Origin of the sequence: Flavobacterium sp., assembly GCF_027484945.1 — a bacterium.
GTDB lineage: Bacteria > Bacteroidota > Bacteroidia > Flavobacteriales > Flavobacteriaceae > Flavobacterium.
In genome coordinates, this window is the sequence record NZ_JAIXRZ010000005.1 from 29,879 (window position 1) to 42,903 (window position 13,025).

18 protein-coding genes are annotated in these 13,025 nt (G+C 38.0%); 8 read left to right on the forward strand and 10 right to left on the reverse strand.

What is annotated here, in order from left to right:
- Window positions 1-89: 89 nt before the first annotated feature.
- The 5 genes from Q0039_RS00740 to Q0039_RS00760 all read right to left on the reverse strand — a co-directional run bounded on the left by Q0039_RS00740 (window position 90) and on the right by Q0039_RS00760 (window position 3,476).
- Window positions 90-320, reverse strand: a complete 231-nt coding sequence (locus tag Q0039_RS00740; RefSeq protein ID WP_297507528.1) for a DUF6095 family protein — start codon at window positions 318-320, stop codon at window positions 90-92.
- Window positions 321-600: 280 nt separating this feature from the next.
- Window positions 601-1,413, reverse strand: a complete 813-nt coding sequence (murQ, locus tag Q0039_RS00745; RefSeq protein ID WP_297507530.1) for an N-acetylmuramic acid 6-phosphate etherase — start codon at window positions 1,411-1,413, stop codon at window positions 601-603.
- A 2-nt stretch (window positions 1,414-1,415) separates the two neighbouring features.
- On the reverse strand, window positions 1,416-1,796 hold the full coding sequence (locus tag Q0039_RS00750; RefSeq protein ID WP_297507533.1) for a PH domain-containing protein: 381 nt from the start codon (window positions 1,794-1,796) through the stop codon (window positions 1,416-1,418).
- Window positions 1,797-1,892: 96 nt separating this feature from the next.
- Window positions 1,893-2,564: a ZIP family metal transporter gene (locus Q0039_RS00755; protein ID WP_297507536.1), complete on the reverse strand. Its 672-nt coding sequence runs from the start codon at window positions 2,562-2,564 to the stop codon at window positions 1,893-1,895.
- Window positions 2,565-2,720: 156 nt separating this feature from the next.
- Window positions 2,721-3,476, reverse strand: a complete 756-nt coding sequence (locus Q0039_RS00760; RefSeq protein WP_297507539.1) for a class I SAM-dependent methyltransferase — start codon at window positions 3,474-3,476, stop codon at window positions 2,721-2,723.
- 133 nt (window positions 3,477-3,609) lie between these two features.
- On the opposite strand from Q0039_RS00760, the gene Q0039_RS00765 reads away from it, so the two are divergent.
- Together Q0039_RS00765 and Q0039_RS00770 are read left to right on the forward strand one after the other, a co-directional pair.
- On the forward strand, window positions 3,610-4,779 hold the full coding sequence (locus tag Q0039_RS00765; protein WP_297507542.1) for a THUMP domain-containing protein: 1,170 nt from the start codon (window positions 3,610-3,612) through the stop codon (window positions 4,777-4,779).
- Window positions 4,772-5,005: a hypothetical protein gene (locus tag Q0039_RS00770; RefSeq protein WP_297507544.1), complete on the forward strand. Its 234-nt coding sequence runs from the start codon at window positions 4,772-4,774 to the stop codon at window positions 5,003-5,005. The genes Q0039_RS00765 and Q0039_RS00770 overlap by 8 nt, the downstream gene beginning before the upstream one ends.
- Here the strand turns inward: Q0039_RS00770 and Q0039_RS00775 are convergent, their stop codons facing one another.
- From Q0039_RS00775 to rlmD, 3 genes are read right to left on the reverse strand one after another with little or no spacing between them, the layout of a single operon-like run.
- On the reverse strand, window positions 5,006-5,851 hold the full coding sequence (locus tag Q0039_RS00775) for a DUF6048 family protein (RefSeq protein WP_297507547.1): 846 nt from the start codon (window positions 5,849-5,851) through the stop codon (window positions 5,006-5,008). It abuts the gene before it with no gap.
- Complete coding sequence (locus Q0039_RS00780) at window positions 5,823-6,326, reverse strand: DUF6452 family protein (protein WP_297507550.1); 504 nt, start codon at window positions 6,324-6,326, stop codon at window positions 5,823-5,825. Before Q0039_RS00780 ends, Q0039_RS00775 begins: the two co-directional genes overlap by 29 nt.
- 9 nt (window positions 6,327-6,335) lie before the next feature.
- The gene (gene rlmD, locus Q0039_RS00785) at window positions 6,336-7,748 is read right to left on the reverse strand and encodes a 23S rRNA (uracil(1939)-C(5))-methyltransferase RlmD (protein WP_297507553.1); all 1,413 of its coding nucleotides are present in this window, start codon (window positions 7,746-7,748) and stop codon (window positions 6,336-6,338) included.
- A gap of 93 nt (window positions 7,749-7,841) precedes the next feature.
- Between rlmD and Q0039_RS00790 the strand changes: the two genes are divergently transcribed.
- The 3 genes from Q0039_RS00790 (at window position 7,842) to rocD (ending at window position 10,404) form a co-directional block, all read left to right on the forward strand.
- Complete coding sequence (locus tag Q0039_RS00790; RefSeq protein ID WP_297507556.1) at window positions 7,842-8,375, forward strand: DUF1697 domain-containing protein; 534 nt, start codon at window positions 7,842-7,844, stop codon at window positions 8,373-8,375.
- 61 nt (window positions 8,376-8,436) lie between these two features.
- Complete coding sequence (locus Q0039_RS00795; RefSeq protein WP_366520856.1) at window positions 8,437-8,901, forward strand: DUF1003 domain-containing protein; 465 nt, start codon at window positions 8,437-8,439, stop codon at window positions 8,899-8,901.
- A gap of 228 nt (window positions 8,902-9,129) precedes the next feature.
- Entirely contained in the window at window positions 9,130-10,404 is a 1,275-nt protein-coding gene (rocD, locus tag Q0039_RS00800; protein ID WP_297507559.1) for an ornithine--oxo-acid transaminase, read from the forward strand.
- Between the two features lie 51 nt (window positions 10,405-10,455).
- On the opposite strand, the gene Q0039_RS00805 is transcribed toward rocD, so the two are convergent.
- Window positions 10,456-10,791, reverse strand: a complete 336-nt coding sequence (locus Q0039_RS00805; RefSeq protein ID WP_297507563.1) for a CCC motif membrane protein — start codon at window positions 10,789-10,791, stop codon at window positions 10,456-10,458.
- 12 nt (window positions 10,792-10,803) lie between these two features.
- Window positions 10,804-11,088 (reverse strand): DUF2752 domain-containing protein, encoded by a 285-nt coding sequence (locus tag Q0039_RS00810; RefSeq protein ID WP_297507566.1) that lies wholly within the window; start codon window positions 11,086-11,088, stop codon window positions 10,804-10,806.
- Between the two features lie 92 nt (window positions 11,089-11,180).
- Between Q0039_RS00810 and Q0039_RS00815 the strand changes: the two genes are divergently transcribed.
- The 3 genes from Q0039_RS00815 to Q0039_RS00825 all read left to right on the forward strand — a co-directional run.
- Entirely contained in the window at window positions 11,181-11,357 is a 177-nt protein-coding gene (locus Q0039_RS00815; RefSeq protein ID WP_297507569.1) for a hypothetical protein, read from the forward strand.
- Complete coding sequence (locus tag Q0039_RS00820; protein ID WP_297507572.1) at window positions 11,344-11,907, forward strand: Smr/MutS family protein; 564 nt, start codon at window positions 11,344-11,346, stop codon at window positions 11,905-11,907. The genes Q0039_RS00815 and Q0039_RS00820 overlap by 14 nt, the downstream gene beginning before the upstream one ends.
- 28 nt (window positions 11,908-11,935) lie before the next feature.
- Window positions 11,936-13,025: cysteine desulfurase family protein (locus Q0039_RS00825; protein WP_297507577.1), on the forward strand; the 1,090-nt coding region annotated here is incomplete at its 3' end.

The following is a 13,025-nucleotide window of genomic DNA, read 5'->3' on the forward strand; positions in this document are numbered from 1 at the left end:
CCTGCTTTCCGCTGTATCCCTTCACCTTGTTACGGGGATGCCGCTTCAATCAGGGCTAGATATTTCGATTGTTAAATCAAATTAAAATATTATTTAGGATTGCCATCAAATAGCGCTTTCATAATGGTTTGTAACCCTTTAAAAGCTAAAAATACGGCAGTAATACAAAATAGGCAACCGATTACCAATACTAAATAATGCCAATGGGTGTGTTTATTCATAAAAGCATTATACATCACAATGGGTCCAATAAACATCAAGGGTAACGACCCGAAGAGATATTTAATGCCTTTAGCTAAAGTTTCTTTGTCTGTACTCATTTTGAAAAGTAAGTGGTCCCGGAACTGTGGGAGAGATTAGTTGTTGGTGACTAGTGACTAGTGATTAGTGACTAGTGACTAGTGATTAGTGATTAGTGATTAGTTGTAAGTCATTAGTCGAAAGTCATTAGTCGTTAGTGATTAGTCGTTAGGAGTCTTGTTTATTTTTACGCTACTATTTATCATTCAAAATTTCTATCTTCTATTTTCTATTTTCCATCTTCTATTTTCTAGTTCACAATTTAAACTCTTCCAACATTTAAAATTTATAATTCAAAATTTATAATTTAAACCCTTCCACCGCTTTGCGCACACTGCCATGCGTTAAAAGCAATTGATTGGCGGTTTCATAATCTACGCCGGTGGCATCCATAATCATACGAGTGCCGCGGTCTACTAATTTGGCATTACTTAATTGCATATCGACCATTTTATTTCCTTTAACACGACCCAATTGAATCATGGCGGTTGTGGAAAGCATATTTAATACTAATTTTTGTGCGGTACCTGCTTTCATCCGACTGCTACCGGTCACAAATTCGGGACCGACGACTACGACTACAGGATATTGTGCAACAAGAGCGAGCGGACTCCCCGCATTACAAGTAATGCAGCCGGTTAGTATTCCTTTGGCGTTACACGCTTCCAATCCCGAGATTACATAAGGTGTTGTTCCTGAAGCGGCAATGCCAACCACTACATCATCAGGGCCAATTCCTTCGGCTTCCAGATCCAGCCAGCATTGGGTTGTACTGTCTTCGGCGTTTTCAACTGCCCGTCGTATGGCTTGATCGCCACCAGCGATGATACCATTGACTAGCTCGTGGGGAACACCAAAGGTTGGTGGACATTCCGATGCATCAACAATTCCCAAACGACCTGAGGTTCCAGCTCCAATATAAAACAAACGACCACCTATTTTCAGCTTTTCTACAATTTTAAGCGCTAAGGCCTCAATTTGGGATAGTGCTTTTTCAACTGCTAAGGGGACCGTTTTATCTTCGGTATTGATATACGTAAGCAAATCGTGAACACTCATTTGTTCCAAATGTTCGTAATTTGAAGACTGCTCTGTAGTTTTAATAAAGTGCATGGTTATTTACAGGTATGGAAGGTGATGATTTTTTGAACATCATAGACGTTAACCGATTTGTTGAATTGTTTAACAATACTAGGGTTTGCTTCGCTAGATACCCAAACCTTCAATTCGGCATCCAGATCAAAAGTACCGGCACTCTCAATGCTAAATCGAGTGATGCTTTTGTATGGAATGGAGGTGTAAGCCACTTTACTTCCTGTAATCCCTTGTTTTTCAACAAGAATAATCCGTTTGTTTGAGAAAATGAATGTATCGCGAATAAGCTTGAATCCAATTTCTATCGCTTCCCCCTCAACCATTAATTTTCCGTATTCTTGTTGTAAGCTTTCTAAACTAGCCGTACCTGCGTTGCCCATTAAGGCTGAAAAAAGTCCCATATTGTGGATTTATTTTAATAAGTATAAATGTACAAAATATGCCTTGAAATTCAAGTCTAAAAAAAAGGAATTAATTGATCAAATAAGACTTAGTTTTTACAAAAAAAGTGCCAATACAACCCCTAAGATAATTACCGATATTTTGGCAATGGAAAATTTATGTCCTTCGCTACTTTCAAAAATAATTGTAGAAGAAATGTGCAATAAAACACCGATTACTATGGCGGTTATTTCGTTATAACAGCTACTCAATGCAGGAATGGTGTCGGACAAAAAAGTTCCAAGCGGGGTCATTAATGCAAATCCGATCATAAAAACAGCTAAGGTATTTTTGGAAAGTCCCGCTTTTGTAAAAAAGAGGGTTAAGATTATTGCTATTGGAAAATGATGTACCGCAATCCCCAGCGCCAAATCATGATGATGACCAATTGGGAATCCCTCCAATAAAGCGTGCAGACACAAGCTTATAAACAACGACCACGGCATTTTTGAAAGGTGTCCATGACCATGCACATGACCGTGTTCGGCACCTTGAGAAAAAAACTCCAAAACAATTTGAAAAATAATTCCCAATAGAATAAAAATACCAATGTGTTTTACACCCGTATGTTCATAAACTTCAGGTAATAAATTCAGTATCGTTAATGATAGTAGAAATGAACCACTAAAAGCCAATAATATTTTCAATTGCTTCTTCTCTTTGGGTTGCAACCAAAGCGCTGCTCCAAAACCAAGTAACACTGAAAGTAAGGGAAGAAGGTAATTCATTTTTAGTATTCTATTCTCTATATTCTATTCTCTATTCTCTATATTCTATTCTCTATATTCTATTCTCTATATTCTATTCTCTATATTCTAATCACTAATCACTACTCTCTATATTCTATTCTCTCCAAACTAACCCCGGGCATTCACTAACCAATCCTACTTAAAAATCAAAATCAATCGTTCGCTGGTTTTTTTATAAAATTTCTTCAGTTTATAATCGCCAAAGATATCCAATAAATAAATGCCGGCGCGATCCATCATTTCCTGAAAGTCTTCTAAACGCAAGGCTCTTACTTTTTCGTAATAACAAAAATCTTCTCCTTGGTCATGAAACCGAATCTCTTTGATAATGTATTTTTCGTCGGTGTAGCGTTTAATATGAAAGGTAATTCCATCAACGGTTTTTTCTTCTTCAGGAACTAAATCGGCAATTACTTGCTCCACGTTCATAAAATCAATCACGCCAAATCCATAGGTGCTTAAGCTATTGTGAATAGCCGCTAAGGTTTTAAAATTGTCTTCATCTTTGTCAAAATAGCCAAAACTGGTAAATAAATTGAATACAGCATCAAACTTTGCTTCAAAAGGAATGCGCATATCGTGAACTTGAAAACGCAACTGTTTGTTTTCATTTTTTGAGGCCTCGGCAATACTATTTGCAGATAAATCAGCGCCCGTCACTTCATAGCCTAACTGACTCAAATAAATAGAGTGGCGGCCCCGACCACAAGCCAAATCCAATACTTTTGCCTTTTCGGGTAGATTCAAATACTGAGTTAAATTATCCATGAACAATTGTGCTTCACGGTAATTTCGTTCTTTGTATAAAATGTGGTAATAGGGCGTATCAAACCATGAAGTATACCATTGGTCGTCAGCAGTTGGTTGCGTCTGTGTATTCAAATCGGACATTTAATCACTTCAAATCAATTTCAACGTGCAAATTTAGTGTATTTTTGCCCATCTAAATCAAATGAACTTTTTTTTGGTTGGGACAGGTTCAATTTTGAATTAGTGTTCGGTCCAAAACTTGGTTGTTGTCTTTATGGAAAATTTTAAAATGATTGCGAAAACCCTTTTTGGGTTTGAAGAACTACTGGCCAAAGAATTACGCGATTTGGGAGCCCAAGAGGTTCAATTGGGGACCCGTGCGGTTAGTTTTTATGGCGATAAAGGATTTATGTACAAAGCCAATTTGTCGTTACGAACGGCTTTGAAAATTCTAAAACCCATTCATCAATTTCGCGCTTTTAATGAACAAGCCTTATATAAAGGTATTCGCGATATTCAATGGAGTCAGTTTTTAAATACCAATCAAACTTTTGTGGTCGATGTCACCTTGCATTCTGAAAACTTTAAACATTCACAGTTTGTAGCTTTAAAAACCAAAGATGCGATTGTCGATCAATTTCGCGAACAAAATGGTGCGCGTCCGAGTATTGATAAAGACCATCCCGATCTTCGTATCAATATTCATAGTGACAGGGAACAAGTTTCAGTTGCTTTAGATACTTCGGGAGCTTCTTTGCATCACCGGGGATATCGCCGCGTAACAAATATTGCGCCCATAAACGAAGTGCTGGCTGCAGGAATGCTGTTGTTATCGGGTTGGAAAGGGGAGTCTGATTTTATGGATCCCATGTGTGGTTCGGGTACACTATTGGTCGAAGCGGCTATGATTGCCTGTAATATTCCGGCAAATATCAACCGTAAAGAGTTTGCCTTCGAGAAATGGTCTGATTGGGATAATGTCTTATTTGATACCATAATCGATAGTTTAATGAAAAAAACACGTGAGTTTCACTATTCAATTATTGGATATGATAAAGCACCGAGCGCTGTTGCCAAAGCTCGTGAAAATGTAATGAATGCCAATTTGGATGACTATGTGACCCTAACCCAAGCCAACTTTTTTGAAACCGAAAAGCAAACCCAGGGCCCACTGCATATGGTTTTTAACCCTCCGTATGGTGAGCGTTTAGAAATTAATATCGAACGCTTTTATCGGGAGCTGGGTGATACACTAAAACAAAGTTATCCAGGCACAGCAGCATGGTTTATTACAGCTAATTTAGAAGGGTTGAAGTATGTTGGACTGAAACCGTCGCGTAAAATAAAATTGTTTAATGGCAGCTTGGAATCCCGATTCGTAAACTATGAGTTGTATGCGGGAAGTCGGAAAGCTAAATTTCAAAATCTACCCGATCATGAATAAAAAAACAAAAGCATTACTTTTCAATTTACTCTGTTTTACTGCTCTTTTTTTGGGAGCCCGTTATTGTGTTAGCACTTATTTTTGGTACCAGGGAATTTGGATTTCGTTAACGGCCTTTGTAATTACATTGCTGTTATCTCCGAAATTTCAAGTAGTGAAAACGGCACAAGGTGAAAAATTATTGATGAGTTGGTTGTTTTTAAAGGGCGTAAAAGAAATCAAATAATTACGTTTTCTTTTTAGTTGCTCTTCGCTGCTCACGCTCCATTTCCTCTTTCATCTTGGCTTCTTGTTTGGCTATTCTTTTGGCTTCCAATTGCTTCGCGTCCATCACTTTTACTTTGAATAGAGGAATCGTGTAGGAAATGGTATAGTTGAATCCAACGCCAAATTTTCCGTCGTAGGTTCGATTAAACCCTGGAATGTATAAGCTTTCAAACGCCTCAGGTGTAGATGCGGCTTTTAATTGGGATTGGGAAAGTAAATAATTCAACCGAAAACTAAATCCAACGTAGCAATTAGGGAAAAGCGCTGCTTTAACTCCAGCGACCACTTCGGTCCAATGCGCAGTAAGTCCATTAAATTCAGTGTTGCTAGAAAGTACAGGCGTAGGGAAATAACTATTGGGATAATAGATAGAATACGAATTTAAGGTTTGGCTGAACGTACTAAATCCATAGCGTAATCCTACATAAATTTGGTTGTTCATTCCAGTCCAGTTTTCATATCCATTGAAATCAAATCCCGCACGAATATAGCTTCCTTTCGTTGTAAAATTCAAATGATCTTCTTGTACCGTTTTCTTTTCGTTACCCAATTCTACTGCAACATAATGTTTTCGGGTAACTGGAAAATCACCGACCAATTCGATGCCTTTATAATTGGAATCAAAAGTGGAGCGACTAAGCTTGAATAGATCAATTCCTACACGTAAGCCAAATGGAACCATTTTTGGCTTTAAGGTGTCTTGAGCAACCGTTACGCTATCTTTGGTAGTCACTTGTGCCTGAACATTTGCGGTGAAAATGAGGCACAACGCGACTCTAGAAATAGAGTTTAATATGAACTTCATTTTCGTTGGTAATTGCATTTTTTTCGAGAGTATAGCTGCTGATCCAAGGGGAATCTGCTGGGGTTGTGTCGGTAAACTGAGCGCCATTGGTTGAAAGTAAAAAATTCATTTTGTACCCACATGCGCGCGAGACATATACCGTTGTTCGGGTGTAATTTAGTGTAAGCAAGTCAATATTGTCATTGCTTGTATCGGTATCATTGCCATTTTGAATCAACTCCAGTTGCGTAGTGTCATTATTTGTGTCAATTGGAACATAAATTTTACTTACACCATTGAATACGATAGTGCCCGAAAGACCAATTGCTTTCACTACAAGGTTGTTCACATTTTTGGGCGTGTTTGGATTGGCCGCATCAAAGCATTCAATTACCAATCGGGGAGTAGTGGCGGTTTCTCCACTGCAAATATCGTCTTTTTCACATCCAAAAAGAATGCCGATAAGTGCTATTAAACTATAACTAGAGATTCGCATATTCATGGGTTATCGCAGTTCCAAAAGTACAACATTTTCTACATGATGCGTTTGTGGGAACATATCCACGGGTCGCACACGGGTTACTTTATAATGTTCGTCCATTAAAGCCAAGTCACGTGCTTGGGTTGCCGAGTTGCAACTCACATAAACGATGCGTTTGGGAGCAATACGTACGATTTGTTCAACTACATCTTTATGCATTCCGTCGCGCGGAGGGTCGGTGATAATAACGTCGGGAATTCCATGCTGTGCAATAAATGCATCGTTAAATACATTTTTCATATCCCCAACAAAGAAGTCGCAATTGGAAATGTTGTTGCGTTTAGCATTTTCTTTGGCATCGGCAATTGCTTCTGGAACGGCTTCCACACCGATTACTTTTTTAGCTTTTTTGGAAACAAATTGGGCGATTGTGCCGGTTCCTGTATATAAATCATAGACCAATTCATTGCCAGTTAAACCAGCAAATTCGCGCGTAATTGAATACAACTCATAGGCTTGTGCTGAATTGGTTTGGTAAAATGATTTGGCGTTGATGCTAAAATAAAGGCCTTCCATTTCTTCTAAAATATAGTCCCTGCCTTTAAACAAAATGATTTCTTGATCGTATAAAGTATCGTTTGCTTTTTGGTTAATAACATATTGTAAAGACGTAATTTGTGGAAACGTCGCAGCGAGATAATCCATCACTAGATTGCGTCCGGTTTGGTCATCTTCAAAAAACTGAACCAAAACCATAATTTCACCCGTTGAAGCCGTGCGAATCAATAAGGTTCGTAAAAGACCGCTATGGTGGCGCGCATCAAAAAAGGTGAGTTGATTAGCATTGGCAAAATCTCTAATTCCGTTGCGAATCGCATTCGAGGGATCGGCTTGCAACCAACAGTGATTAATGTCTAAGATTTTATCCCACATTTTAGGAATATGAAAACCCAATGCATTTTGGTTGCCAAATTGGGTATCGGATTGAATTTCTGCCTCGGTAAGCCAACGTGCATTTGAAAACCCAAATTCCATTTTATTGCGATAGAAAAATTGTTCATGGGAACCGAGTATCGGTTCGAAGTCCGGCAATTCAATTTTACCTATACGCTTAAGGTGGTTATATACTTCATTTTGTTTGTATTCGAGTTGCTGACTATAGTGCATGTTTTGCCATTTGCACCCTCCGCACACCCCAAAATGTTGGCAAACAGGTTCGACACGATGTTGAGAATACGAATGAAAATGAATTGCTTTCCCTTCATAATACGCTTTGCGTTTGCGAAAAGTTTGTACATCGACTCTATCGCCGGGAACCACATTGGGGATAAAAATTACTTTTCCATCGGGTGCTTTGGCTACAGAAACTCCTTTTGCACCGGCATCTAAGACTTCCACGTTTTCAAAAATAACGCGATCATTTTTACGTTTTCTCATTGCGCAAAAATAACGTATTGCTTGAGAATGAACGAATAAATGTTTATTTTTAGAACAGAAATTTCAAGTTTAAAATTATAATCGAAATCAACCATGACACATCTAGCCTTATTGCGCGGAATAAATGTTTCTGGACATAAGTTAATCAAAATGGATGATTTAAAACGTTGTTTAGAGGGCGTTGGATTTGAAAATGTGCGCACCTATATTCAGTCGGGCAATATTTTTGTAAATACGCATGAAACAGATCCGGGAAGTGTAGGGGAAACTATTCAAAAAGCAATAGTGCAATCCTTTGGTTTTGAAGTTCCTGTTTTTGTAGTGGGGAAAGAGGATTTAGAAGCTTGTGTAACGCGCAATTTATTTTTAAAAGAGGAAGGGGTTGATTTAAAAAAATTGTACGTGTCTTTTATTTCAATAGAAGCACCCGAAAATAGAATTATGCAGCTCAATTTTAATTTTATTGAACCCGATAAAATTCAACTGGACGGCCGTCGTATCTACTTGAAATACCATTCATCACCAGCAAATACAAAGTTGGACAATAAATGGATTGAAAAAAGTATGAATGTTTTGTCTACCACGCGCAATTGGAATACCGTTACCAAACTTTTGACCTTATTTTAAGCGTAAATCATAAAAAACATTACTACTTTATCGTACCTTTAGTAAACTAAAAAAAATAGGTATGCGAACGTTGAAAGATATTCAAAGCATTGTGGAGTTGGAAGAACAAGAAGATCATCGTACATCCGGACAGCGGATCGCTGATAAAGTAGCTAGTTTTGGAGGTAGTTGGGTCTTTATACTTTCATTTTTATTCTTTTTAGTTATATGGATTCTGTTGAATGTGTATTGGCTTCAAAACAAGGGTTTTGACCCTTATCCGTTTATTTTTTTGAATTTAATATTATCCTGTATTGCAGCGTTGCAAGCTCCAATTATCATGATGAGTCAAAATCGATTGGAAGAAAAAGATCGAGAGCGTGCTAAAAAGGACTTTATTATAAACCTAAAAGCCGAACAAGAAATTCGGGTATTGCAACAAAAAATGGATCAACTATTAAAGCATCAGCATGAAGAGTTAATGGCGATTCAAAAACAGCAAATTGAATTGATGGAGCAAATTATTCGAGGTCAATCGAATCTTTGATTATTTATTATTTTAATTTAAATAATTTATTTTAAAACAATGTTAATCATAATATTATATTGTAATATAAATAAAAATTATGATCTGAAATTACCGTGATTTTACGCAATAGATTTTTTTGCAGGTCGCTAAATTAATTCGCTGAATTGTGTAGTTTTGCCAAACATTACGGATGATTTCTCTCCCATAAGTAGGAATAAAGGATTTTCTTTTATTAAATTTTCAAACATGATTAGCGAAAAATTACGCGCTCACGAAGCTATTGAATTAGAAGATAAATACGGTGCGCACAATTATCACCCGTTACCGGTAGTTTTGAGTAGAGGCGAAGGGGTTTTTGTGTGGGATACAGAAGGGAAAAAGTATTATGATTTTTTATCGGCTTATTCGGCTGTAAATCAAGGGCATTGTCATCCAAAAATTGTTGGAGCAATGGTAGAGCAAGCACAAACATTGACCTTAACTTCGCGTGCTTTTTATAATGATAAGCTTGGGGTTTATGAGCAATATATAACCCGTTACTTTGGTTTTGATAAGGTTTTGCCTATGAATACTGGAGCAGAAGCAGTTGAAACGGCATTGAAGATTTGTCGAAAATGGGCCTATGAGAAAAAGGGAATTGCTGAAAACGAAGCGCAAATTATTGTGTGTGACGGGAATTTTCACGGAAGAACCACGACCATCATTTCGTTTTCTAACGATGAAAACGCCCGAAAGAATTTCGGCCCCTATACCGCTGGATTTATTAAGATTCCTTATGATGACATCGAAGCTCTAGAAAATGCGCTTAAATCGTCTAAAAACATAGCAGGTTTCTTGGTTGAGCCTATACAAGGCGAGGCTGGCGTATATGTGCCTTCCGAAGATTTTATTGCAAAGGCAAAAGCGCTATGTGAGCAACATCATGTTTTATTTATTGCAGATGAGGTACAGACAGGGATTGCCCGAACAGGTTCATTACTTGCTGTATGCGGTAATTGCTCATGTGAGAAGGCTTGCGAAAAACAAGCAACGTATGTGAATCCCGATATTTTGATTTTAGGAAAAGCACTTTCAGGTGGGGTTTATCCTGTGTCTGCCGTTTTGGCTAATGATTCTGTGATGAATGTGATACGGCCTGGTCAGCATGGTTCTACTTTTGGAGGTAACCCAGTTGCAGCAGCTACCGCTATAGCAGCATTGGAAGTAGTGCAGGAGGAGGGGTTGGCAGGTAATGCACGCCGCTTAGGGAAGTTGTTTCGTGAATTACTGCAAGACTATGTAGCTCAAAGCAATGTTGTTACACTGGTGCGTGGGAAAGGATTGTTGAATGCGATAGTAATCAACGATACCGAAGAGAGTGAAACGGCTTGGAATATTTGTGTACAATTGGCAGAGAACGGACTTTTGGCAAAGCCAACGCATGGAAATATTATTCGCTTTGCACCGCCGTTAGTAATGACAGAGGAGCAATTGCGCGACTGCGTTTCGATTATAATTAAAACTTTAAGAGGGTTTGAGTAAAATTCTCTATATCAATATAAAAGTCGGATTATTTCCGGCTTTTTTTGTAGATTATCTTGCTCCAAATAGCGTTTCCAGTTTCCGGCGAAGTAATTCCTCGTCTTGCATGTTCTCAGGTCCGATTTTTACAATGATCCAAATGTAAAATAGGAGCGACAGCACGCCTAAAGCTAAACCGATAATGCAAAGCACTTTCCCGACTTTATAGGTAGTGTTATTGTCATAAATAGCTGGATTTTCACGCAAACGCTTGCCGTCTTTCCAGCTCAAGATTAAGCCGATTACGCCAAACAGTATTGCGAAAATTCCATAACAGCAAAAAGTTAGAAAGGCAAGAATGCCTAAAATAAGGGTTGCTGTGGTGTTGGGTAGTTTTTGTTTTTCCATGATATTGTAGTTTTATAAAAAAAGCGCTTTCATTTTAATGCAATAGGCCAATACAATGACAACTGCATTTCCTGCCGCAACAAAGATAACTATTCGGCCTGTTTTTTCAGTGGGTTTTAATGCATATTTCAGTAAAGTGAGGGCTAGTATGAGTAAGGGGTAGATAGCGGGATACATAAAGAATGCTGCAACAAATTTGCCTTCGCTAAGGAGTAGAGCTGCGCGTTGTAGTCCGCACCCCATACAATCAAAGCCAAAAGTTTGTTTAAATAAACAAGGGAGCATATAGTTTTCCATGCTAAATTGTTTTTGCAATTTTACAAAATATCAGTTATCAACACCTCGCGTGCGGGTGTTTTTTTACTTTTGAAATCTTAAATAAAGTACCGATGAACAAATGGTTATTGCCGTTGCTTTTGGTTTCGGCAGGAGTAGCGTTGTATGAGCAAAGTTTGCCCAATCCAAATTATTATTTAATAGGAGTAGCAGTAGTGCTTTTTGTTTTTTGTATGGCTAAATTAAATGCTAAAATCCCGTCAAAAAAAGAAAATCATGAAGACGAATAAATTTGAAGTAGGCGACCGTGTTTCGGTTTTGGATGAGGTGATTAGTGGGGTAGTTGTGCAGGTGCAAAATGATCAAATTTTGATCAAAACAGCGGATGATTTTATGATGACATTTTTTGTCAACGAATTAGTTAAAGAAAACATTACCAATGATTTGAATTACTTTAATAAAAGTGATGAGTTATATAAGAAGAAAATTGACTCAACACCTACTCGTCAACAGAAAAAAGTTGTTTTTAAGTCGGATAAACGCGAAAAAGGTGCTCCCGAATTTGATTTACATATTGAAAAATTAGTGAAGAATTTTCGCGGCATGTCCAATTTTGACATCCTCACCATTCAATTAGAAACCGCTCAACGGCATGTTGAATTTGCACTCAAAAATCGCATTCCAAAAATCGTTTTGATTCATGGTGTGGGTGAAGGTGTTTTGAAAACGGAACTCGAATTTTTATTGCGAAAAAATCCAAAGATCACATTCCAAGAAGCCAATTATCAAAAATACGGTATGGGAGCTACCGAAATCTATTTTCAACAAAATTCAAAATAATCGTACTTTTATCTCTTCAAAAAAATACATGAAAAACGTATATCTAGATAATGCGGCTACAACGCCAATGCGACCAGAAGTAATTGATCACATGGTGCAAATCATGCAATCCGAATATGGTAATGCATCTTCAACCCATAGTTTTGGTCGCAGCGCAAAAACCATTTTGGAATCAGCACGTAAATCGATTGCAAAAATTATGGGATGTGAGGCGCGCGAACTCATTTTTACTTCCAATGCAACCGAAGCAACTAATTTGATTTTAACAAGTGTGGTGCGTGACTTAGGAGTTCGTCGTTTGGTTACTTCAAAAATGGAGCATCACGCTACTTTGTATACGGTTTCTAAATTGGAAAAAGACTATGCGGTAGAAGTTGTTTATTTACCTTCAAATACCGATGGCACGATTGATATTTCGGACTTACACTCGATTTTGGCTGATGAAAAGCCTACGCTGGTGACGTTAATGCACGTAAACAACGAAACGGGCGCATTGTTGGATATTAAAGCAGTAGGCGAACTATGTCATGCACACCATGCTTTATTTCATTGCGACACGGTGCAATCGGTTGGAAAATGGGACTTTAATTTGCATGAATTACCGGTAGATTTTATTGTGGCTAGCGCTCATAAGTTTCACGGCCCCAAAGGTGTTGGATTTGCTTATATTTCTAAGGCAGTAGTTTTAAAACCTTTGATTGTAGGCGGTGAACAAGAGAAAGGATTGCGAGCAGGCACAGAAGCAGTTCATCAAATTGCAGGAATGTCAAAAGCATTAGCGTTGGATATTGCTGAGTTGGCCCATGATCAAGGGTATATTGAATCGCTAAAAAATTATTGCTGGGAACAATTTGAATTGGCTTTTCCAGGGATTAAAATGAATGGAAGTTCGACTTTTTATAATATTTTGAATGTAACCTTACCCATGAGTGAGGAGAAAGCAGCCATGCTATTATTTAATTTGGATATGAAAGGTATTGCGGTTTCTCGTGGAAGCGCATGCCAAAGCGGAAGTTCAAAGCCCTCACACGTATTAGAACAGTTTGTTGCTGCCGAAGATTTGAAGCGACCTGCTCTGCGAATTTCGTTCAGTCGATACAACACGAAAGAAGATATAG

Excerpts from the sequence above, each read along its gene's own strand:
- Q0039_RS00755 (WP_297507536.1), bottom strand. The coding sequence starts at position 2,564 with ATGAATTACCTTCTTCCCTTACTTTCAGTGTTACTTGGTTTTGGAGCA.
- murQ (WP_297507530.1), bottom strand. The coding sequence starts at position 1,413 with ATGCACTTTATTAAAACTACAGAGCAGTCTTCAAATTACGAACATTTG.
- Q0039_RS00740 (WP_297507528.1), bottom strand. The coding sequence starts at position 320 with ATGAGTACAGACAAAGAAACTTTAGCTAAAGGCATTAAATATCTCTTC.
- Q0039_RS00820 (WP_297507572.1), top strand. The coding sequence starts at position 11,344 with ATGAAGACGAATAAATTTGAAGTAGGCGACCGTGTTTCGGTTTTGGAT.
- Q0039_RS00810 (WP_297507566.1), bottom strand. The coding sequence starts at position 11,088 with ATGGAAAACTATATGCTCCCTTGTTTATTTAAACAAACTTTTGGCTTT.
- Q0039_RS00805 (WP_297507563.1), bottom strand. The coding sequence starts at position 10,791 with ATGGAAAAACAAAAACTACCCAACACCACAGCAACCCTTATTTTAGGC.
- Q0039_RS00770 (WP_297507544.1), top strand. The coding sequence starts at position 4,772 with ATGAATAAAAAAACAAAAGCATTACTTTTCAATTTACTCTGTTTTACT.
- Q0039_RS00795 (WP_366520856.1), top strand. The coding sequence starts at position 8,437 with ATGCGAACGTTGAAAGATATTCAAAGCATTGTGGAGTTGGAAGAACAA.
- rlmD (WP_297507553.1), bottom strand. The coding sequence starts at position 7,748 with ATGAGAAAACGTAAAAATGATCGCGTTATTTTTGAAAACGTGGAAGTC.
- Q0039_RS00790 (WP_297507556.1), top strand. The coding sequence starts at position 7,842 with ATGACACATCTAGCCTTATTGCGCGGAATAAATGTTTCTGGACATAAG.
- Q0039_RS00780 (WP_297507550.1), bottom strand. The coding sequence starts at position 6,326 with ATGCGAATCTCTAGTTATAGTTTAATAGCACTTATCGGCATTCTTTTT.
- Q0039_RS00765 (WP_297507542.1), top strand. The coding sequence starts at position 3,610 with ATGGAAAATTTTAAAATGATTGCGAAAACCCTTTTTGGGTTTGAAGAA.
- Q0039_RS00760 (WP_297507539.1), bottom strand. The coding sequence starts at position 3,476 with ATGTCCGATTTGAATACACAGACGCAACCAACTGCTGACGACCAATGG.
- Q0039_RS00775 (WP_297507547.1), bottom strand. The coding sequence starts at position 5,851 with ATGAAGTTCATATTAAACTCTATTTCTAGAGTCGCGTTGTGCCTCATT.
- Q0039_RS00815 (WP_297507569.1), top strand. The coding sequence starts at position 11,181 with ATGAACAAATGGTTATTGCCGTTGCTTTTGGTTTCGGCAGGAGTAGCG.
- Q0039_RS00750 (WP_297507533.1), bottom strand. The coding sequence starts at position 1,796 with ATGGGACTTTTTTCAGCCTTAATGGGCAACGCAGGTACGGCTAGTTTA.
- rocD (WP_297507559.1), top strand. The coding sequence starts at position 9,130 with ATGATTAGCGAAAAATTACGCGCTCACGAAGCTATTGAATTAGAAGAT.